At 45.3% G+C, this 20,072-nt stretch carries 18 protein-coding genes, 4 tRNA genes and 1 other annotated feature; of the genes, 11 read left to right on the top strand and 11 right to left on the bottom strand.

Features of this window, described 5'->3' with window-relative positions; all coding sequences use genetic code 11:
- Positions 1–51 precede the first annotated feature (51 nt).
- The 7 genes from trpA to BTO10_RS16170 form a co-directional block, all read right to left on the bottom strand.
- Positions 52–858 carry a tryptophan synthase subunit alpha gene (gene trpA / locus BTO10_RS16200; protein WP_105025232.1) on the bottom strand — a complete coding sequence of 269 codons (807 nt, stop codon included), beginning with the start codon at positions 856–858 and terminating at the stop codon, positions 52–54.
- The gene (gene trpB, locus BTO10_RS16195) at positions 858–2,048 is read right to left on the bottom strand and encodes a tryptophan synthase subunit beta (RefSeq protein WP_008224417.1); all 1,191 of its coding nucleotides are present in this window, start codon (positions 2,046–2,048) and stop codon (positions 858–860) included. Before trpB ends, trpA begins: the two co-directional genes overlap by 1 nt.
- Positions 2,049–2,184: 136 nt before the next feature.
- Positions 2,185–3,624: a bifunctional indole-3-glycerol-phosphate synthase TrpC/phosphoribosylanthranilate isomerase TrpF gene (gene trpCF, locus BTO10_RS16190; protein ID WP_105025231.1), complete on the bottom strand. Its 1,440-nt coding sequence runs from the start codon at positions 3,622–3,624 to the stop codon at positions 2,185–2,187.
- Between the two features lie 25 nt (positions 3,625–3,649).
- Positions 3,650–4,645, bottom strand: coding sequence for an anthranilate phosphoribosyltransferase (gene trpD / locus BTO10_RS16185; RefSeq protein ID WP_105025230.1), 996 nt, complete (start codon positions 4,643–4,645; stop codon positions 3,650–3,652).
- A gap of 9 nt (positions 4,646–4,654) precedes the next feature.
- Positions 4,655–5,281 (bottom strand): aminodeoxychorismate/anthranilate synthase component II, encoded by a 627-nt coding sequence (locus BTO10_RS16180; protein ID WP_105025229.1) that lies wholly within the window; start codon positions 5,279–5,281, stop codon positions 4,655–4,657.
- A gap of 2 nt (positions 5,282–5,283) precedes the next feature.
- Entirely contained in the window at positions 5,284–6,873 is a 1,590-nt protein-coding gene (locus BTO10_RS16175; RefSeq protein ID WP_105025228.1) for an anthranilate synthase component 1, read from the bottom strand.
- Between the two features lie 125 nt (positions 6,874–6,998).
- Positions 6,999–7,113, bottom strand: a sequence feature (Trp leader region).
- Complete coding sequence (locus BTO10_RS16170) at positions 7,060–7,185, bottom strand: hypothetical protein (RefSeq protein WP_004741253.1); 126 nt, start codon at positions 7,183–7,185, stop codon at positions 7,060–7,062. Its footprint overlaps the feature before it by 54 nt.
- 120 nt (positions 7,186–7,305) lie before the next feature.
- On the opposite strand from BTO10_RS16170, the gene rnm reads away from it, so the two are divergent.
- The 3 genes from rnm (at position 7,306) to rluB (ending at position 10,043) form a co-directional block, all read left to right on the top strand.
- Positions 7,306–8,175, top strand: a complete 870-nt coding sequence (gene rnm / locus BTO10_RS16165; RefSeq protein ID WP_004741254.1) for an RNase RNM — start codon at positions 7,306–7,308, stop codon at positions 8,173–8,175.
- Positions 8,176–8,230: 55 nt separating this feature from the next.
- Complete coding sequence (locus BTO10_RS16160) at positions 8,231–8,851, top strand: L-threonylcarbamoyladenylate synthase (RefSeq protein ID WP_004741255.1); 621 nt, start codon at positions 8,231–8,233, stop codon at positions 8,849–8,851.
- 160 nt (positions 8,852–9,011) lie between these two features.
- Positions 9,012–10,043 carry a 23S rRNA pseudouridine(2605) synthase RluB gene (rluB, locus tag BTO10_RS16155; RefSeq protein WP_105025227.1) on the top strand — a complete coding sequence of 344 codons (1,032 nt, stop codon included), beginning with the start codon at positions 9,012–9,014 and terminating at the stop codon, positions 10,041–10,043.
- A gap of 190 nt (positions 10,044–10,233) precedes the next feature.
- Here the strand turns inward: rluB and BTO10_RS16150 are convergent, their stop codons facing one another.
- The 3 genes from BTO10_RS16150 to efpL form a co-directional block, all read right to left on the bottom strand.
- Positions 10,234–10,716: an RNA methyltransferase gene (locus BTO10_RS16150; protein ID WP_105025226.1), complete on the bottom strand. Its 483-nt coding sequence runs from the start codon at positions 10,714–10,716 to the stop codon at positions 10,234–10,236.
- 147 nt (positions 10,717–10,863) lie between these two features.
- Positions 10,864–11,193, bottom strand: coding sequence for an HI1450 family dsDNA-mimic protein (locus BTO10_RS16145; RefSeq protein WP_004741258.1), 330 nt, complete (start codon positions 11,191–11,193; stop codon positions 10,864–10,866).
- A 10-nt stretch (positions 11,194–11,203) separates the two neighbouring features.
- Entirely contained in the window at positions 11,204–11,773 is a 570-nt protein-coding gene (gene efpL / locus BTO10_RS16140) for an elongation factor P-like protein EfpL (protein WP_004741259.1), read from the bottom strand.
- Positions 11,774–11,910: 137 nt separating this feature from the next.
- On the opposite strand from efpL, the gene BTO10_RS16135 reads away from it, so the two are divergent.
- A complete protein-coding gene (locus BTO10_RS16135; protein ID WP_105025225.1) occupies positions 11,911–12,678 on the top strand; it encodes a nucleotidyltransferase in 768 nt (255 codons plus the stop codon).
- A gap of 84 nt (positions 12,679–12,762) precedes the next feature.
- On the opposite strand, the gene BTO10_RS16130 is transcribed toward BTO10_RS16135, so the two are convergent.
- Entirely contained in the window at positions 12,763–15,126 is a 2,364-nt protein-coding gene (locus BTO10_RS16130; protein WP_105025224.1) for a DNA polymerase II, read from the bottom strand.
- A gap of 426 nt (positions 15,127–15,552) precedes the next feature.
- On the opposite strand from BTO10_RS16130, the gene uvrY reads away from it, so the two are divergent.
- The 7 genes from uvrY to BTO10_RS16095 all read left to right on the top strand — a co-directional run bounded on the left by uvrY (position 15,553) and on the right by BTO10_RS16095 (position 19,371).
- Positions 15,553–16,197: a UvrY/SirA/GacA family response regulator transcription factor gene (gene uvrY, locus BTO10_RS16125; protein ID WP_004729778.1), complete on the top strand. Its 645-nt coding sequence runs from the start codon at positions 15,553–15,555 to the stop codon at positions 16,195–16,197.
- A gap of 15 nt (positions 16,198–16,212) precedes the next feature.
- Positions 16,213–18,045: an excinuclease ABC subunit UvrC gene (gene uvrC, locus BTO10_RS16120; protein ID WP_105025223.1), complete on the top strand. Its 1,833-nt coding sequence runs from the start codon at positions 16,213–16,215 to the stop codon at positions 18,043–18,045.
- Positions 18,046–18,091: 46 nt separating this feature from the next.
- Positions 18,092–18,649 carry a CDP-diacylglycerol--glycerol-3-phosphate 3-phosphatidyltransferase gene (gene pgsA, locus BTO10_RS16115; protein ID WP_004741263.1) on the top strand — a complete coding sequence of 186 codons (558 nt, stop codon included), beginning with the start codon at positions 18,092–18,094 and terminating at the stop codon, positions 18,647–18,649.
- Between the two features lie 267 nt (positions 18,650–18,916).
- Positions 18,917–18,990 (top strand) — tRNA-Cys (locus BTO10_RS16110).
- Positions 18,991–19,024: 34 nt separating this feature from the next.
- Positions 19,025–19,100 (top strand) — tRNA-Gly (locus tag BTO10_RS16105).
- 78 nt (positions 19,101–19,178) lie between these two features.
- A tRNA-Leu gene (locus tag BTO10_RS16100) sits at positions 19,179–19,265 on the top strand.
- A 30-nt stretch (positions 19,266–19,295) separates the two neighbouring features.
- A tRNA-Gly gene (locus BTO10_RS16095) sits at positions 19,296–19,371 on the top strand.
- Positions 19,372–20,072: the final 701 nt, after the last annotated feature.

The following is a 20,072-nucleotide window of genomic DNA, read 5'->3' as shown; positions in this document are numbered from 1 at the left end:
ATATCTGTGGCGCCTTTTGAATTTAATGTCGTGTTTAGCAGATGCTAACAATTACTTCTGTGTTGCCGCTTTCATCGGTGCAACGAACTCGGCCAGTGTTTTAAGCATTTCTTCTGGTTGTTCAACGTTGTCTTCAATGATTTTTACAACCGCTGAGCCAGAGATAGCACCGGCAGCGCCTGCTTGAATAGCTTCTTTTACTTGCTCTGGAGCTGATATACCGAAACCTAGTAGTGCTGGTGGCGCGTCGAACTTGTTCAAACGATCAAGCAGTGCGGTTACTGGCATGTTTGCTTTGGTTTCTGCACCTGTTACGCCAGCACGAGAAAGTAGGTAAGTGTAGCCACCACCTAGTTCTGAAACAGACTTAAGCGTTTCATCACTCGCTGTTGGCGGAGCAATAAAGATTGGGTGAACGCCAAACTTCTTCGCGGCCGCAACAAACTCACCACTTTCGTTGGTTGGTACGTCTGCAATCAATACTGAATCGATACCAGCATTCGCACAACGCTCGTAGAAGTTCTCAATACCACGTGCGTAAACCAAGTTTGCGTACATCAGTAGGCCGATTGGTAGCTCTGGGTATTTCGCGCGGACTTGACCAATAAGATCAAAACACACATCAGGCGTTACTTTAGAATCTAACGCACGGATGTTCGCACCTTGGATTGTTGGGCCATCAGCCAGTGGATCTGAGAATGGGATACCAAGTTCAAGGGCGTCAGCACCTGCTTCAACCAAAGTTTCCATGATCTTAAGAGACTGTTCAGCGTTAGGATCGCCAACCGTTACGAATGGTACAAATGCGCCCTGATTCTTTTCAGCTAAGCGAGTGAAGAGTGATTGATAGCGATCCATTATAGTGCTCCTTTCGCTTCAAGAATGTCATGTACAGTGAAGATGTCTTTATCACCACGGCCAGATAGGTTAACCACCAGCAGTTGCTCTTTCTCAGGTTCCGCTTGAGCCATTTTCAACGCGTGTGCAACGGCGTGAGATGATTCTAGAGCAGGGATAATACCTTCGTTGCGAGCAATGGCTTGGAACGCTTCTAGTGCTTCATCATCGGTTACGTTGTCGTATTCCGCACGGCCAATGGCATTTAGGTGAGCGTGCTGTGGGCCAACTGAAGGGAAGTCTAGACCTGCAGACACAGAGTAAGACTCTTCTACTTGACCATTCTCATCTTGCATTAGTGGTGCTTTCATACCGAAGAAGATGCCAGTCTTGCCGTGTTTTAGTGGCGCACCGTGTTGGTCGGTATCAATACCTTTACCTGCCGGTTCAACACCGATTAGGCGAACGCTTTCTTCTTCGATGAAATCAGCGAACATGCCGATAGCGTTAGAACCGCCACCCACACAAGCGATAACTGCATCCGGAAGGCGACCTTCACGTGCAAGAATTTGGTTCTTGGTCTCTTCACCAATCATACGTTGGAAGTCACGAACGATAGTTGGGAATGGGTGAGGACCTGCCGCAGTACCTAATAGGTAGTGAGCGTCTTCGTAGGTTGCAGACCAGTCACGCAGTGCTTCGTTACACGCATCTTTCAGTGTTGCTGAACCAGAATGAACCGGGATAACTTCTGCGCCCATTAGTTTCATACGGAATACGTTCGGGCTTTGACGCTCAACGTCTTTTGCACCCATGTAAACACGACACTTAAGGCCCAATAGAGCACAAGCAAGAGCCGTCGCTACACCGTGCTGGCCCGCTCCGGTTTCAGCGATGATTTCATTTTTGCCCATACGCTTAGCAAGTAGAGCTTGGCCAAGTACCTGGTTAGTTTTGTGTGCACCACCGTGAAGTAGGTCTTCACGCTTTAGGTAAAGTTTGGTTTTTGTACCTTTAGTTAGGTTGCGAGTCAGCGTTAGCGCTGTTGGACGACCTGCGTACTCTTGAAGTAGCGTCATGAATTCACTGCGAAATTCAGGATCGGCTTGTGCATCGATAAATGCTTGTTCAAGTTGGTCTAGTGCTGGCACTAGGATCTGCGGTACGTATTGACCACCGTATTCACCGAAGTAGGCATCGAGTTTAGCCATTGTGTTATTCCTTCAATTCTATTGGAGTGTCTTAACCCCAAGTCATTTAGTCTTGTTTGAGCTTCGTAGAGGCAAAGCTCACAAATAGGTTTTAGTTTCCGCTTTCTAGCTCTGGTTTTTGCTTTTAGAAGCCAGACTAGTAATTACGAATCGCCGCAAAAGCGCGTTGCAGTTTGTCTGCGTCTTTTTTACCCGGAGCAGATTCAACACCAGAGTTTAGATCTAACCCTAAGCAGCCCAACTTAGCCGCTTGGTTAGCATTTTCTGGGTTTAGACCACCTGCCAACATTATCGCGCTTTGGTTGTTGATCAGGCTCCAATCGAATGCTTGGCCAGTACCGCCTGTTTGAGAACCCACTTTAGTATCTAGCAGATGACGAGTCACGTTGCTTTCCAGTAATTCCGGTAACGCGCTCTCAGCATCGCAAGAAACACCATAAGCTTTCCAAATCTCAACGCTTTCAGGCAGTGATTGTTTTAGCTCATCAACGTACGCTTGAGACTCATCACCGTGCAGCTGTACTGCAAACAAACCGAGCTCTGAAACTGTATGAGCTACGTCCGCAACACTGTGATTTTGGAACACACCGACATAGTTCAAAGGTGCACCGCTCATCGTCAAACGAGCCGCTTCAATATCCACATGACGTTTAGATGCTTCAACGAAAATCAGACCACCGAATACCGCGCCTGCTTGGTACGCTTTTGCTGCATCGTCGGAGTGGGTTAGACCACATACCTTATTTTCGCCAAGCGTTACTTTACGAACGGCCAGTTCGAGGTTCTTTTCTGCCATAAGAGAGCTACCAATTAGGAAACCATCGGCAAATGTTGAGAGGTCACGTACTTGCTGGTGTGTGTAGATGCCAGACTCTGAAATTACGATTGCATTAGGTGCTAGTTCACGAAGTAGTGGTGCTAGTTCTTTTGTACGATTCAAATCCGTCGACAGGTCACGCAGGTTACGGTTGTTAATGCCGATAACCTTAGCGTTTAAAGCCACTGCGCGGTGCAGCTCTTCTTCATTGCTGACTTCAGTAAGCACACCCATGTTCAGTGAATGAGCAACCTCAGCAAGTGCTTGGTACTCTTCGTCATTCAGCACCGATAGCATCAATAAGATCGCATCTGCTGAGTAGTGACGAGCGAGATAAACCTGGTAGGTATCAACCATGAAGTCTTTACACAGGATTGGCTGCTTAGCGATGCTGCGAACCTTAGGTAAAAACTCAAAGTCACCTTGGAAGTACTTTTCGTCGGTCAGCACTGAGATTGCGTTAGCATGGTTGTTATAAACCGATGCAATGTAGTCCAAGTCAAAGTCGTCACGGATCAAACCTTTCGACGGTGATGCCTTTTTACACTCAGTAATGAAAACCGTTTGTTCGCCACTCAGTGCCTCGTAAAAACTGCGGTCTGAGTTGGTTAATGCTGCTTTGAATTCATCAAGAGGCTGAGTTTGCTTACGCGCTTCAACCCACTGGTATTTATCACGAACGATTTTTGCTAATACTTCCGCCATTTCAGCTTCTTTAACTGAAACGTGGGTCGACAGTTTATCGGTAGTCTGTGTCATGTTCTTTGTCTCAATTCGTCGTTCGTTAGGCGTGCGCTGCAAGCTTTTGTACAAGCTCGTACGCTTTGCCAGAATTCATCACATCAATGGCTTGTTGTGCATTTGCTTTTAGGTCTTCGTGACAAAATAGACGCATTAGAAGAGCAACGTTCACGGCTACTGCGCCAACTTGGGCTTCAGTGCCTTTACCCGTCAGGATATTGGTTGTGATGGCTTTGTTTTCTTCTGGCTCGCCACCCTTGATAGCTTCAAGAGGGTGAGTGTTCAAGCCAAAGTCAGCCGGTGTCACTGTGTATTCGTGAATCGCACCATCTTTGATTTCTGCAACTATGGTTTCGCCGTGGATAGCCACTTCATCAAGGCCGCTACCGTGCACAACCGCTGCGCGCTTCATACCCATTTGCAACATGGTTTCCGCGATAGGGCGCACTAGCTCTTTGCTGTAAACACCCATAAGCTCGATGTTAGGGCGAGCAGGGTTAATCAGTGGGCCAAGGATGTTGAAGATGGTGCGCGTTTTCATGGTTTGACGAACAGGCATCGCGTGACGTACACCACCGTGGTATTGAGGAGCAAATAGGAACGCTACACCAAGTTCATCGACAGCTTTACGAGTGTCTTCTGCCGTCATCGCTAGGTTGATACCAAATGAATCCAGTAGATCAGAAGAGCCTGATTTGCTCGATACACTGCGGTTACCGTGTTTCGCAACTTTTAAACCACATGCCGCTGCAACAAATGCTGAAGTCGTCGAAATATTAATGGTGTTGTGACCGTCGCCGCCTGTGCCTACGATGTCTGCAAAATCGTAGTCAGGGCGTGGGAACGGGTTTGCATTAGCAAGCAGTGCTTTCGCCGCACCAGCGATTTCTTCTGGCGTCTCGCCTTTGATTTTCAGAGCAGTCAGTGCAGAAGCCATCAGGATTGGGTCTAGTTCACCCTTGATGATAACGTCGAATAACTGTTGGCTTTCTTCTTGAGTAAGAGACTGCTGTTCGTAAAGTTTATTAATCTGTTCCATGATCGTTTCCTAGTTAGTCTTTTTATCAAGAGTGGCCTTCTTCTTAAGGCAGAGAGGTTTCTCAAGTGCCCATTCGATAGCGTTCGCTAGAAGCGTTGCACCGTAGGTTGTCATAATTGATTCTGGGTGGAATTGGAATCCACATACTTTGTCTTGTTCTTGAACCACAGACATGACCAAACCATCGACTTCAGCCGTTACCATTAGGCTATCAGATACATGCGTAGCAACCAGAGAGTGGTAGCGGGCAATAGCCAGTGGAGAAGGTAAGCCTTGGTAAGTCGCATGATTTTGATGTTCCATCATCGACACCTTACCATGAATGATTTCGCCTGCGCCTGCAACGGTGCCGCCATAAGCTTCAACGATCGCTTGGTGACCTAAGCAGATACCAATCATTGGCACCTTACCTTTTAGCAGCTGAATCAACTCAGGCATGCAGCCCGCGTCAGCTGGAGCGCCAGGACCAGGTGAAAGTAGGGCAACAGGGTTGTCTAGTTCGTTGATTGCCGCTTCCACAACCTTTGCAGAGATGTTGTTACGGTAAATCTTTACGTTGTGACCCAATGAGCGGAATTGGTCTACAAGGTTGTAAGTGAACGAGTCGAAGTTATCGATGAATACAATATCAGCCATGATTACGACTCCTTCTTGTTAGAGATGTTTTTAGTGTGTGCAGCTTGAATCGCTGAGATAACCGCTTGTGCTTTGCCGCGAGTTTCATCCGCTTCTGCTTGTGGGTCTGAATCGAACACCACGCCAGCACCAGCTTGTACTTGTGCCACACCATCTTCAACGTAAGCAGAGCGAATTACGATACAAGTATCTAACGTGCCTTCACCCGTTAGGTAACCCACTGCACCACCGTAGCTACCACGACGCGTTTTTTCTACATCACGGATAAGCTGCATTGCACGGATTTTTGGTGCGCCTGTTAGCGTGCCCATGTTCATACAAGCTTGGTAAGCATGCAGTGCGTCTAAATCTTCACGCAGCTGACCAACGACACGAGAAACCAAATGCATCACATGACTGTAGCGGTCAACTTTCAGTAAATCTGCTACGTGGCGAGTGCCAGCTTTGGCAATGCGTGCAACGTCGTTACGCGCTAGGTCGACAAGCATCATGTGTTCTGCGTTCTCTTTCTTGTCCGTACGCAGCTCAAGCTCGATACGGCTGTCTAGGTCGAAATCGATTTGGCCGTCAGGACGTTTACCACGACGACGAGTACCCGCAATTGGGTAGATCTCAATTTGGTTGGTTTCGGTTTCGTATTTCAGCGCACTTTCTGGAGATGCACCAAACAGCGTAAATAGTTCATCTTGCATGTAGAACATGTAAGGGCTTGGGTTACTTTGTTTTAGTTCTTTGTAAGCGGCTAGTGGAGCTGGGCAAGGGAGTGTGAAGCGGCGTGATGGTACGACTTGGAACACATCGCCTTTTACTACGTACTCTTTTAAGTCACGAACGGTTTGGCAGAAATCTTCATCGGAAACGCTTGGTACTGCTTCCACGTTGTCTAATGGCGTCACTTCCGTGATTGCTTTCAGTGACTGACATTGCGTTTGAATCTCAGCTAGACGCTCTGTTAATTGTGCTTTGATGCTGTCGTCTTGAGCGAATAAGCTTGCGTGAAGCAGGCCTTGGTTTTCTTGGTGGTCGAAGCGAAGCAGGGTTTCAGCGACGTAGAAAACAAAGTCAGGGCAGTTATTGGTTGCCTCTGCATCACCTAGTGGTTCAAAGTTCGCTACGATGTCGTAAGCGAATAGACCAGCCATAAACAATGCATGCTTATTATTAGCATCTTGCTCAAAGCTGTGCTGAACCAAACGCAGTGCATCGAAAGAAGAGGCTTCTCTTAAGCGGGAGTCTTCGTCCAGTTCGTTGCTTGGCTCAACAAAAGTGAGCGTCAAAACGTTATCAGTAAGGTCAGATTTGATCTCTTCTTTCACGTTTTGAGTTAGGTGTTCGATAAGCGCTTGACCGTTTTTCGTCAGGGCTTGAAAGGTTACTTCATGTTCGCGGCATACGATGCGAACAGCAGAGTCGATAAGGAGTAGGCTTGTCAGGTTCTGTTTAGATTCAATCTCAGCAGATTCCAACAGCAAACTGTCCGTTTTGTTTTCACACAAAGTATGGAAAACACTGGTTGGATCTTGCGAGTAAGGAACTGAAGTATTGATGACTTCAATAGTTCCTAGCTTTTTGATTTCAATGGCCTTGTTCACAAGACCTCCTTTATGATTCTTTAAATTTCCTGCCGTACATAGTCGCATAAAGATACCTTTCACCCAATCTAGAATATGGTCAATTCGATGATTTGTTAGTCAGTTGAATGTGAGATGTTCGACAAATTAAAAAGCCCGCTATGGAAGCGGGCTTAGTGATAACTTTTTTATAAACAAACTGTTTAATTAGAAGTATACGTTAGCCCACCAAGAACTTGTCCAAGTGCGCCACCAATTAAGCTCTGAACTTGCTTCTACTGAAGAAAGTTCTAAAACTTTATCTTTATGGTCTTGGTTAAATTCTTGTAACATGGTGAACCTATCAAATGTGACACTTCGTATTTGTGTACTAGTTAACTAGTTTTTCACTTGCGGGTCAAGTGTGTTGACACAAATATAACGATAAAAATTGAAAACAATGAAAAAGAATATATGAGAATTGATCTACATAGTCATACAACAGCCTCAGATGGCCGACTTACTCCACCTGAGCTAATTGACCGAGCGCTGAGCTTTAACATCGAAGCGCTAGCGATTACAGATCATGATACGACTGATGGGCTTGCTGAAGCGCGCAACTATATTGCGGATAACAATCTTCCAATTCAGCTGATTAATGGCATCGAAATCTCCACAGTATGGCAAAACAAAGATATCCATATTGTTGGTTTAAACGTTGACCCTGAGTCTCCAGAACTGAAAGCTCTCATTGAACAACAGAAGCAGCACCGCATTGGCCGTGCAGAACTGATTGCTCAGCGCCTTGAAAAAGCAACCCGTGAAGGGGTGCTAGAAGAGGTGAAGCTGATTGCTGGCGATGCTCCGATCACCCGCGCTCACTTTGCTAAATGGTTGGTTGATAACGGCTACGCGAAAACCATGCAGCAAGTATTCAAGAAGTTCCTAACACGTAATAACCCAGGTTATGTGCCGCCAACTTGGTGTTCAATGAGTGATGCTGTCACAGCCATTCACGCCGCTGGTGGACAAGCGGTATTAGCGCACCCAGGGCGATATGGCTTTACCGCTAAGTGGGTTAAGCGTCTATTGACTGCGTTTGTTGAAGCAAAAGGTGACGCGATGGAAGTGGCGCAACCGCAACAAGCACAACAAGAACGACGCACTCTTGCCGATTATGCTATACAATACAAACTATTAGCCTCCCAAGGCAGTGACTTCCATTATCCATCTCCTTGGATGGAACTTGGACGTAATCTCTGGCTACCTTCTGGGGTCGAAGAAGTATGGAAAGATTGGGAGTTTCAAACAGTTTCACCATCAGATAACGATGACAGTATCTAGGTGAAGCAGCTCCTTCTGATGATAGAGTCGAGAGATTCGATAACGAGGATCAATAATGAGCCAGTTTTTTTATGTACACCCAGATAACCCACAAGCACGCTTAATCAACCAAGCGGTTGCGATTGTTCGTAACGGCGGTGTAGTGGTTTATCCAACCGACTCAGGCTATGCGCTGGGTTGTCAGCTTGAGAACAAACAAGCACTAGAACGTATTTGTAAGATTCGTCGTATCGACGACAAGCATAACTTCACTCTGTTATGCCGTGACTTGTCTGAACTGTCACTGTATGCCCGAGTAGATAACGTTGCTTTTCGTCTGCTGAAGGCTCATACGCCAGGTGCTTACACGTTTATTTTTAAAGCGACCAAAGAAGTGCCAAAGCGTTTGATGAACGCGAAACGTAAAACCATTGGTATTCGTGTACCAGACAACAAGATCGCTCTAGACCTGTTAGAAGCGATGGGTGAGCCATTGATGTCTACGTCTCTTATCTTACCGGGTAATGAGACAACAGAGTCGGACCCAGAAGAAATTCGCGACAGCCTAGAACACGCTGTTGATGTTATTTTGAATGGTGGCTACTTAGGTGAACAACCGACCACAGTGATTGACTTCAGCGACGATGATGCTGTCATTCTACGCCGTGGTGCCGGTGATCCAGCGCCGTTTGAATAATCGCATTACTGGTTAACAGTCTGTAACGATACAGAGCGCCTGCCATAAGTAAATAACAAGTGCTTTTTGGCAGGTAATTTGCGATAATACGCGACCGCGATTTGGTCGCGAAAAATTCATTCGACGTCTGTGAAGACGACAATTAGGTAGAAAAGAGTAAATGAGCGAAAAATTACAGAAGGTTTTAGCGCGAGCTGGTCACGGTTCTCGTCGTGAACTAGAAGGTTTAATCAAATCTGGCCGTGTAAGTGTTAACGGGCAAGTTGCGAAACTGGGCGAGCGTCTTGAAGACGAGAACTCAGTGATCCGTATCGATGGCCATACTGTTTCAGGCAAAGCGTCTGAAGAAGTGGTTTGTCGTGTACTTGCTTACTACAAACCTGAAGGTGAGCTATGTACTCGTCATGATCCTGAAGGTCGCCGCACAGTTTTCGATCGTCTACCTAAGATCCGTGGTTCTCGTTGGATTTCGGTTGGTCGTCTTGATGCGAACACGTCTGGTCTTTTGCTTTTTACTACTGATGGTGAACTTGCAAACCGTCTAATGCACCCAAGCCGTCAGGTTGAGCGTGAATACCTAGTACGTGTATTTGGTGAAGTTACTGAGCAGAAGGTTAAGAACCTTGTGCGCGGTGTTGAACTAGAAGACGGCATGGCTCGTTTCGAAGATGTGGTTTACGCTGGTGGTGAAGGTATGAACCATACTTTCTACGTAGCGATTAACGAAGGTCGTAACCGTGAGGTTCGTCGTCTTTGGGAATCACAAGAAACAACAGTAAGCCGCCTGAAACGTGTACGTTACGGTGATATCTACCTTGATAAGAAACTGCCTCGTGGCGGTTGGAAAGAGCTAGATCTTCAAGAAGTAAACTACCTGCGTGAGCTTGTAGAACTTAAGCCTGAGAAAGAGACACTGTTGGATCTTGATCCTTCAAACACTTCTCGTAAGCGTGAGCGTTCTCGTAGCCAGAAAATTCGTCGTGCTGTTAAGCGTCACGAAGAGCGCGCAAATGCTCCAAAAGGCCGTAGCAATCAAGCTAAACGTAAGAAGCCAGCTACTCGTGGTACTACAACACCTGATTCAGGTCGTGGTGCTCCAGCAGCGAAAGGCAAGCCTCAGGCTAACAAAAGCAAGCCAAAGATGAACAATGGTCGTCCGGCTAAACCAGCTAAGCCAAGAACACGTCAGTAATTACATGACTTCTTAAGCTTAAAGCTTCATTGTCTTAAAGCACTGAATACTAAAAAACCTGCTCATTGAGCAGGTTTTTTTACATCTAAGCAAAAAGAAGATGCGGGATGCGAGTAATCGAGTATCGAAAGCATGCTTCCATAAACGCAGTAAGCATGCCTTTCGTGTACGCGCTCGTATCTCGTATCTTCTACTTATGATTCGAAAAGTTGTCACCCTTCGCCAAGCGGTCATAAAGCACCACGTTCACAGATGCTGCGAGGTTCATGCAGCCATTGGTTGGAACGTAAATCGTGTCTCGGCAGAAATCAGTGATCTCTTTCTTTAGTGTGCCATCTTCTGGGCCAAAAATATAAAACGCGCGCGGTGGGTGTTTGTAATCAGGTAGAGGCTTCGCACCTTCAATCAGATCAACGGCCACAGGCACGCAGCCTACTGGAATAATGTCTTTCAGCTCTTCAACGCCAATCAGTGGCAGCTCTAAGTGCTTCTCTTTGGTATCGGTATTGAATTTTCGCGCATGATCGTAGCGTGTGCCTGTATAGAACACAGAGTTAGCGCCGTAGCAGCCAGCCGCTCGCATTACAGAGCCTACGTTTTCAGGCGTCTTTGGATTAACTAGGCCAATGCAGGCATAGCCCTTGGATTGTGTATCTGTTTTTGCTTTGGTCATATCAGTGAATATAAAGTTGATAATGAAAGAGAGTGCTCATGCAGGGAAGTAGCGTGATAAAAATAGCCGAGCAAGTGGCTCGGCTAGATTTTTAACTCGTTTACATGGGTGCTTGTTTACTCATGAAGTTGAGCGTCAGCAGTCGAATTAGTCGCGCTTCCACAGCATGTGACAGAACTTATGCTCTGGGTCACGGCTGATTAGCATGCGAGCAAATACGTCGTCTAGAACGTCATCAGCTTCATTCACAAGACCAATGCGCACTTCTGCGTAGATTTCTTTGTCGACTTCAAAGCCAACATGTTCAACCCAATCATCACCTGTTTCAACAAGCTCTGCAGCGCCACGGTCTTCAAACTGAGCCGTGAATAGAATCACATCTGCAGGTTCAAGGTTATCGGGTGCCATCTCTAGGAAGATGTCGTATGCAGTATCAATTGCGTCGTCATAAGACATTAGGTCGTTAGCTTCGGTCATAATAAATATCTTAGCTTGCGCGGTTCATGTATTTACGTTCAGCAGTGTTTACTACTACTTTGTCGCCAGTCGCGATGTATTCAGGTACTTGGATAGTAAGACCTGTAGAAAGACGAGCAGGCTTAGTACGAGCAGACGCTGATGCACCTTTGATTGAAGGGTCAGTTTCTTCAATAACTAGCTCAACAGATGTTGGTAGTTCAAGTGTTGCAGCGTTGCCGTCGATAAGGATAGCGTACATGCCTTGAGTGTCTTCGTTGATGAACAGTAGTTCGTCTTCGATAGTTTCACCGTTGAAGATGAATTGTGTGTAATCTTCGTTGTCCATGAAGATGTACTCGTTGCCATCAACGTAAGAGAACATAACTGCACGCTTAGTTACGTCGATAGTTTCAACGATTTCGTCAGCCTTGTGGCGAACTTCAGTTTTCACGCCAGTTGCTACGTCGTTACCACGGAAACGGTAAATCTTTTGACCGCCGCGGCCACCTGGTGTTGTTACTTCGATATCTTTAACAATGACTGTTTTGCTTTCTACAGTGATAGCAAAACCTTTTTTAATTTCACTTGCTCTAGGCATTTTGTGTTTGTCCTTAGTGGGTCTATCCGCTAATTATATCTCGGAGATGCTATAAATAGGAATAGCTTGAATCATAAAGTCACCTAAGCGATCATAGAGTCACAGTTAAATCATGATTTTATTTGCCGAAACGACCTATGCAGTTACCTGTTATTGACCCTACACAGCCTTTTCAATCTGAATTCCAACCTGTGGTTAACGATCTGATTACCTTCTTAAAAGGTGGGTTAGGTTCTAATCTTCACAGTGTCTATATTTATGGCAGTGTTGCTCGTAAGCAAGCCGTAGCTGGTCGCTCAAATCTTGATGTGGTTGTGGTGACACACCGTCCGTTTCCGGATCAGCGAACCACGTTGTTAAACACCATCAAATGGCGTTTCCAAAAGAGCTTTCCTCAAGTCACTCAGGTGGCAATAAAAACCACTTTGGTGTGTGACGTTGTCGACTTCGATAATATCTTCACATGGGGCTTTATGCTCAAGCATCTATCGGTGTGTATATACGGTGAAGATCTATCAGATTGTTATGGTGATTTTGAAACCAGTTGGGAAATTGCCAAGCATTGGAATATGGACATTGAAAACTGGTTAGCGGTATATCGAAACAAAATTGCACGAGCAGCAACGCCTGAACAGCAAGTCGCAGCGCAAGTGATCATCGCCAAGAAACTGCTGCGAGCGAGTTACTCTTTGGTGATGTACCGTGATAAGTCTTGGTTCGATAATCCTGTCGAGTGTGGTCAACAGTTCTTGAAATATCATCCAGATAGAGAAGTCGAAATTCAAAGGTTGGGTATTTTACTTTCAGGTCGACTGATTCCGAAACGTTCAGTGATCGGCATTCTGGATGGGTTTGGGGAATGGCTGGTTAAGCAGTACCAGAAAACTGAATTTCGAATAGGGTAGAGATTCATACTATACAGATTAAAAAAAGCAGAGCGAATTGAACATTCCTCTGCTTTTTTTTCTGATTAAACTCAGACAATAATCTTAGAATAAACCTAATTGCTGCCCGCTAACTCGCTCAAAATCTAATCCAATAAAAGGCAAAATCGCTTCAGCTACCGGCTTAATCTGCTTATCGATGTAATGCTGATAATCGATACCACTCTTCAAATACTCTTTAGGCTCTGGGCCATTCAAGGTAATCAAGTATTCAATACGTCCTTTGTTTTGGTATTGAAGTGGGCGTCCTAGTTTTGCATTGACCTCATCTGCCATTCTAGCTGCTCGAACTTGTGGTGGGATGTTCTTTTGATACTCATGCAGCTTGCGGCGCAAACGCTTCTGGTAAACCAGTAAATCGTCATGTTTACCTGCTGAAGTTTCATCAACAAACTGCCTTACGTAGTCGGTCGGATCTTGGTCGTGGAATACCATTTCATACAAGGTTTGTTGGAACTGTTGTGCCAGTGGTGTCCAGTCTGTTCGTGCACTTTCGAGTCCTTTGAAAATGATCTTCTCTTGGTCACCATGATTGATTAAACCTGCGTAGCGCTTCTTCGAACCGGTTTCCGAGCCGCGAATGGTTGGCATCAGGAATTTGCGATAGTGAGTCTCGTATTCTAGTTCAAGAATTGAGGTCAGGTTATAGGTCTCTTTCAGGTGTTCAGTCCACCAGTTGTTAATATAAGCCACCAGTTGATGGCCAATCTCGTCGGCTTGCTCTTGGTCATAACTGCCATTGAGGGATACGAAGGTCGAATCGGTATCCCCATAAATTACTTGGTAGCCCTTGTCTTCGATCAGAACTTTGGTTTGCTTCATGATCTCATGACCACGCATCGTGATTGATGACGCCAACCTAGTATCAAAGAAGCGGCAACCAGATGAACCTAACACGCCATAGAAAGAGTTCATGATGATCTTAATGGCTTGAGAGAAGGCTTTTTCGTTGTTCTTCTTTGCAACGTCACGTGCAGCCCAAAGGTTTTCGATCATCTCTGGTAAGAAGTGTTTGGTGCGGTGAAATTGCCCACCGCGAAAACCATCAACGGCTTGGTCTTCTGCTGGGCCGATTTCCAACTTCAACCCTTCGATTAGCCCCATAGGGTCAATCAAAAACGAGCGAATGATAGACGGGTATAGGCTCTTGAAGTCGAGCACTAGTACCGAGTCATAAAGATTAGGGATGGAGTCCATCACGTAGCCACCGGGGCTAGCAATCCAGTTCTCAGGCTCTAGGTTAGGGGCAACATAGCCTGCTCTGTGTATCTGAGGTAAATATAAATTGGTAAAGGCTGCAACAGAGCCGCCAACACGGTCTAGCTCAACTCCGGTCAAGCGAGAGCGCTCAATAACAAAATCGAGTAGGTGGGTGTGTTCGAAGATTCGATTTACCAACACACAGTCTTGCAGGTTGTACTTAGCCAATGAAGGCTTATCGAACTTGAACATTCGATTAATTTCATCCATGCGATCATGGACGTTATGGATATCTTTACCTTCACCAAGCAGTTCCCGTGAAACCGACTCAAGCGACCAGGAACGAAAGTGATAGGTGGCTGTCTTCAACATATCAATACCATCCAAAACGACACGCCCGGGAATGGTTATGAAGCCTTGTTGGCTTTGTGCAGAGCTACGGAAGAAGCTAGGTTGATTATCTCGACCAATATTGAGCTTAACTTCATTCCATTCCGCCCGTTTGTGCAAGAGCCTGAAGTCGAAGTCGATGACGTTCCAGCCAATGATGATGTCTGGGTCAAATTCAGAGCACCATGCGATCATCGCTTCAAGCAGCGCTTTTTCATTCGCGACCCATTGGATATTGGTTTCAGCTTGCTGTGGATCACCAATCATAATCACTCGGCTATCCATTGGACTGTCTAAGCCAATGGAGTAGAGCACGCCTTTCTCTGAACATTCAATATCCAGAGAAACCATCGATAATGTTGGTAAGTAATTGCCCGCTCTGCACTTGGCATTGGAGACTCGACGATGCTGATTCTTTTGCACAGCCGTACCAGTAAACTCGATACTTCCTTTGATAAAACGTTCCATTAGGAATCGATCCGCAAGGCGAATATCGCTCTCAAAAGTCTGGATTTCTTCGTTGTTGAAGGCTTGTGCTAATCCCAAGCTGCTTCTCGATAGTGTTGTATAACAAGCCGCGAGAGGGGTTTGGTCGAAAGTTGCGAGCTCAAGAGGTTTAAACTGGCACTCAATGGACTCTTTGGCTGCAATCGATTCGCATGCGGCTACATCAGATTGAGCAACAAAAAATACTGGCTTTTCGTTTTGAATAGTCAGAAGAGTAGGGCCTTCAGGTGTGCTTAACCACAAGTCGATCTGTGTTCGCCCTGAAAAATCTCTCGCCTGTCTTGTAAGTACAAAGCCTTGCTGAATATCCAATGTAATAACCTATTGATACGGGGGAGTGAATACTATCATCTAGCGCCAGATTACGCACAATAGGCTGCAAAGATAGTCATTAAATACTCGTTAGTAGCAGTAAATAACGGGACTCTGTAAGCAAAAAAGTGAAATTGTCGAGAATGGCCATTTAATGGTATTGAAAATATCTTTATCTTATGTAATTTTATTGGGTGTTGTTTTAACTGGTTGATTTTTAGTGAAAGCTTGTGTTTTTAGCGTACCTTTTTATAAATAAGTACTTGCTAAAGTTAGTGTTTCAGCACATATTCAACAGAGCTTTTCTTTAGTAATTAAGTTAAGATGTACTCAATGCTGCGATCCACTGTTCCTTTGTCCGATTGTTTCAAACAGATGAAACGACACAGTGGTTGCAGAGCCAATTAATAGTGTGGAGATACAAGTTTGATAAATGTTTTCCTTGTAGATGATCACGAGCTGGTTCGCACAGGGATACGACGTATTATTGAAGACGTCCGTGGAATGAACGTAGCAGGGGAAGCTGAAAGCGGTGAAGATGCTGCAAAATGGTGTCGTACTAACAATACTGACGTTATTTTGATGGATATGAATATGCCTGGTATTGGTGGCTTAGAAGCAACCAAGAAAATCTTGCGTTTCAACCCTGATGTTAAAATCATCGTTTTAACTGTTCATACGGAAAATCCGTTTCCAACTAAAGTGATGCAAGCTGGAGCTGCTGGTTACCTTACTAAAGGTGCAGGTCCGGATGAAATGGTCAATGCAATTCGTGTGGTCAACAGCGGCCAACGATACATTTCACCAGAAATTGCGCAGCAGATGGCTTTGAGCCAATTCTCGCCTGCGTCTGAAAATCCATTCGCAGACTTATCTGAACGTGAACTTCAAATCATGATGATGATTACCAAAGGTCAGAAAGTGACGGATATTTCAGAACAACTCAATCTAAGTCCTAAGACAGTGAATAGTTACCGCTACCGTTTGTTCAGCAAACTGGATATCAGTGGCGATGTAGAGCTAACGCACTTAGCGATTAGACATGGAATGTTAGATACTGAGACCCTTTAACACTGAGATCGTATAGTGACCAACTTGTTTGACTCAGTCTCATTCCTCAAGACAGTAACCGAGCAGCCCGGCGTTTATAGAATGTATAACGCTGAGGCTGTCGTTATTTATGTCGGTAAAGCAAAGAACCTCAAAAAACGCCTTTCTAGTTATTTCCGTAAAAAAGTCGACAGTGAAAAAACACGCGCTTTAGTCAGCAACATTGACAAGATCGATGTCACTGTAACGCATACGGAAACCGAAGCTCTTATCCTTGAGCACAACTACATCAAGCAGTATCTGCCGAAATACAACGTGCTCCTGCGTGATGATAAGTCGTACCCTTATATTTTTATTAGTGGTCACAAGCATCCTCGTTTATCGATGCATCGTGGAGCTAAAAAGAAAAAAGGTGAATACTTTGGTCCTTACCCTGACTCCGGCGCTGTGCGTGAGACGCTACACCTAATCCAAAAAATCTTCCCCGCTCGCCAGTGTGAAGACACGGTTTATGCCAACAGAACTCGTCCTTGCTTGATGTATCAGATTGGTCGCTGCGCTGCACCATGTGTCAGCTCAATCATTTCTGATGAAGAGTACGGCGAACTGGTCGACTATGTTCGTTTGTTCCTGCAAGGAAAAGACAAGTTAGTGCTGGAAACGCTTATCGAGAAGATGGACACAGCAAGCCGTGAGCTCCGCTTTGAGCAAGCTGCGACTTTCCGTGATCAGATCCAAGCGATTCGACGAGTACAAGAGCAGCAATATGTATCTGACGATTCCATGGAAGATATGGATGTGCTTGGCTTTGCACAAGAAAATGGCGTGGCGTGTATTCATATCTTGATGATTCGCCAAGGTAAAGTCTTGGGTAGTCGAAGTCATTTTCCAAAGATCCCAAACAATACAGTGCGTGAAGAGGTTTTCTCTAGCTTCTTAAGCCAGTATTACTTAGCCCATAATGAGGCGAGAACCATTCCAACTCGTTTGATTCTGAACGCTGATTTGATGGAAGACGTCACTCCTATTCAGGACGCTTTATGTGAAGTGGCGGGTCGTAAGATCCATTTTAATACTAACCCTTCTGGCGTTCGTGGCCGCTACCTTAAGCTATCGAATACCAATGCGTTAACGGCGATTACCACTAAGATTAATCACAAGATGACGATTAATCAGCGTTTCAAAGAACTTCAAGAAGTGCTGTCGATGGATGCAATTAAGCGCATGGAATGTTTCGATATCAGTCATACCATGGGTGAAAGTACCATCGCGTCTTGTGTGGTGTTCAACCAAGAAGGCCCTGTTAAGCCTGAGTATCGTCGTTACAACATCACAGGCATTACCGGTGGTGATGACTATGCAGCAATGGCTCAGGCGCTTGAGAGACGTTATTCGAAGCAGCTTGATGTTGATAAGATCCCAGACATTATCTTTATCGATGGTGGTAAAGGTCAGCTTAATCGTGCTCATGAGATTATCTCTCAATATTGGGGAGATTGGCCGTTCAGACCGAGAATGATGGGTATTGCAAAAGGCGTGACGCGTAAACCTGGTTTAGAAACTCTCATTACCCTTGAAGGGGAAGAGTTTAATTTGCCAAGTGATGCACCAGCCTTGCACCTTATTCAGCATATTCGTGATGAGAGCCATAATCATGCGATTGCAGGGCATAGAGCGAAGCGCGGTAAAACGCGTCGAACCAGTGCCTTGGAAGGAATTGAAGGGATAGGACCGAAGCGTCGCCAAGCTTTGCTGAAATACATGGGTGGCTTACAAGAACTCAAGCGTGCAACTGTTGAAGAAATAGCCAAAGTGCCGGGCATTAGTCATTCTTTGGCAGAAAACATTTATCAAGCATTGAAACAATAGTAAAAATCCCGCACCATTAAAGCGCAATTAATAAGAGCCCAATAATATGCGTTTGAATATACCTAACATTTTGTCCTTACTGAGACTATTTTTGATCCCAGTATTCGTTGTTGTTTTTTACCTACCTTACCAATGGGCTCCTTTTGCTGCAGCGATGGTTTTTTGGGTAGCGGGTTTTACTGACTGGTTAGATGGCATGCTTGCTCGTAAGCTAGGACAAACGTCTCGTTTTGGTGCCTTTATTGACCCAGTCGCAGACAAAGTACTAGTGGCGACGGCTCTTATTTTGATTACCGAGCATTACCACTCAATTTGGGTCACTATCCCAGCTGTGACCATGATAGCTCGCGAGATCATCATCTCTGCACTTCGTGAATGGATGGCTGAAATCGGTAAACGTGCAAGCGTAGCGGTTTCTTGGGTCGGTAAAGTTAAGACGGTTTCTCAGATGTTCGCGTTGTGGGTGCTTATCTGGCGCTATGACGATTGGATGATTTGGGTTGGCTATATCGCGCTCTACGTTGCAACGATTCTAACCTACTGGTCAATGGCACAATACTTAATGGCTGCCAAAGACGATTTGTTAGACGAAAAACACCATTGATGAAGAAGCGAGCTAAGGCTCGCTTTTTTGATCTTTAACCTTAGGTCAAATAATCAATACTTGGATATCTAATGTGATATAGATCTCTTTTGAATAGCCGATACACAGTGTGTTTTGCACATAAAGTCAGCTATTTAGCCCGTTTAGTATGAAATCTATTCAAACGAATTAAAAATACAAAAATATTATTGACTCATCCGCTCGAATCCGTAGAATGCACCCCGTACCCAAGAGGATGGCAATGAGCGATTTGATTGGAATTACTAAGGCGCCTTGGCAGAGTGGCTATGCAGCGGATTGCAAATCCGTGGACCTCGGTTCGACTCCGGGAGGCGCCTCCATTATCTCTCTTGTTTAAGAGAATAATAATGAAATGCGACACTAGCTCAGCTGGTAGAGCGCAACCTTGCCAAGGTTGAGGTCACGAGTTCGAACCTCGTGTGTCGCTCCAAATTTTGTATGTTGATTGGCGTCAACATAAGATGGTGTTTTACTTTTCAGTAATCGGCATCGCAATAAAGAATTGCGTGCCCTGGTGGTGGAATTGGTAGACACAAGGGATTTAAAATCCCTCGACGTTCGCGTTGTGCCGGTTCAAGTCCGGCCCGGGGCACCATCTACAAGTCTTTACATTGATAAAGCAAATGCGACACTAGCTCAGCTGGTAGAGCGCAACCTTGCCAAGGTTGAGGTCACGAGTTCGAACCTCGTGTGTCGCTCCAATTTGAAAAAGGCTCATCAGAAATGATGAGCCTTTTTCGCATCTGAAACACACTAAAGCTTGAGACATCAGGTCACGAGTTGACCCCGTGTCCTAGCCGGTCGCGTCGCTCCAAATTGAAAAGCCCGAACAGAAATGTTCGGGCTTTTTCTATTTCTGCTTTACGGTTTTATTCCAATCTGATTCTAGGTCACGAGTTGACCCCGTGTACCTAGCCGGCCGCGTCGCTCCGAATTAAGAAGCCCGAATCGAAATGTTTGGGCTTTTTGGTTTCTGTCATCAGCTTATTCATATCAGCATTCTTCTTGTTCGAACCTGCACTTAAAATTCATTTCTATCACTTAGCTTTTAAAAGCGAGATTCCCTATGATCTCGTCCCTCGCGCTAGGGAATGACGGAGAAAGATTAAGTTCAAAGCCTTCGTAACACATCTTTTGGATACTTAGTTTGTCACCACCTACCGAAAGAGGCTTAAAGCTTCTCTAACAGCGTTTATATACCCACACCGTCATCCTCGGGCGTGAGGGACGAACGAACCGGGGATCTCGCTCTTCAGTTCTATATTGTCGATATTTAAAGCAATTCCTCACTCACTGCGCGTATTAATTAAGCGTTTATTAAAAACTATTGATAGTTCGTTTCACTTTATGTTACTTTCCCGCGCAATCTCGGAACGGCCGATGTTCAAAAAGAGCCGCGATT

The sequence above is a fragment of the Vibrio chagasii genome, assembly GCF_002954585.1.
Classification (GTDB): Bacteria; Pseudomonadota; Gammaproteobacteria; order Enterobacterales; family Vibrionaceae; genus Vibrio; species Vibrio chagasii_A.
Note: the sequence above shows the minus strand (reverse complement) of the source record. Positions and strands in the feature narration are given on the sequence as shown.